Genomic DNA, 1400 nt, shown 5'->3' with positions numbered 1-1400 from the left:
CGGTGCAGCCCTGATCATTATTTTTGCGGCACAGATCAGAAAAATCGCCCGTTCTGAAAGTTCTATGGTAAAGCTGAACCGCGTGCTGGCAGGCATTCTGACCACTTGTGGCGGTTGGATGGCCTTTGCTTGACTTGTGTCGTCCCGACAAGATCAGAGAATTTCGAGCTTCCTTTGCCATGATACCTCTTCCGGTCATGGTCAAGGAAATGCGGTGTGCTTGCCAAACGCCAGTTGCAGGCAGGCAAGTACACCGCATCATTTATTCGCAGCACCGCAAGCCGATGCGTTTGCTTTTGCTGAAAGAACGCCGTCTACTGGTTCGTATTGTTTTTATTTAACTATTGAGGCCTGTGACACGTGATTGAAGCTGACCGTGACGTTGCTGAACCTGACCGCGACATGATCGTTGATCGCATCTACGAAATCGCACTAGAACCGTCGTTTCTCGAGGATTTCATCGACTTTTGGCATGACCGGAAGACCGAAACTGAATTTGCTGAATTCAATACAGTTTATAAATCCCATCTGGATCGCGCGCAGTCCTTTCTTCAATGGGGCGAAGCCGCGCGGCCAGACCTTAGTGCGTATCTGCGCCCCTATGACAATCTTGCCGGGTTTGTGGTGACTGGGGCGCTCGGGGTTGAAGCATCAAACTCGGGCGCGCAGGCCGCATTCGGGATCCGACCGGGTGACAGTCTTGATCAGGTGACCCTTCCAGAGGACATGCGTGACGCGTTAATCGACGCAGTGCAGGACGCAATAAATAAGCCATCTCATTCGGAGCGCATTTTGCGAACCGATATGGCCAGCAAAGGCGGCGCGATGTTGTTTCGCGTTTTGCGCATCACCGAAATGATGGACGACAGTCCTGCAGTTCTGATTGTGTCCACGCATTTCCATTGGCGCGATCAGATTGGAACTCTTCTTGGTGACCTATTTCAACTGACTGAAGCCGAGCAAAACGTGGTGCGTTTGCTGATAGAAGGGCTCGAGACAAATACTATCGCAGAAAGCCGCAAGACAAGCGAAGGCACAGTGCGGGGCCAGATAAAGTCAATTATCAGCAAGATGAATTTGCGGTCTCAGAAGGATGTCATTCGCCTTGTCATGACGCTTGGCGATTTTCCTAAGAATGCTTCGGCAGGAGCGATCGAAGCCCTGACAGCTCCGGCCATGTCCAGAAATTGGCTTGAGAGTGAGGTCTGGAAACCGTTCAGGACGATCATACTGCCTGATGGCCGGAATTTACAGTATCATGACATGGGGCCTGCGACAGGGGATCCGATCCTATTATCGCATATGGGTTCGTGCATGGTGAGATGGCCCCGCGCAATGGTCCGCATGGCTTTTGATCATAAACTGCGTGTGATTTGCCCCATCCGGGCGGGCTATGGCCA

General features: G+C 52.0%; 1 protein-coding gene. It reads left to right on the top strand.

Features of this window, described 5'->3' with window-relative positions:
* Nucleotides 1-360: 360 nt before the first annotated feature.
* Nucleotides 361-1400 (top strand): helix-turn-helix transcriptional regulator (locus ACTG4M_RS17370; RefSeq protein WP_439124928.1); only part of this gene is annotated, 1040 nt, incomplete at its 3' end.

The organism is Marivita sp. (genome assembly GCF_965656765.1).
Lineage (GTDB): Bacteria > Pseudomonadota > Alphaproteobacteria > Rhodobacterales > Rhodobacteraceae > Marivita.
This window is presented reverse-complemented; position numbering and strand designations above follow the sequence as displayed.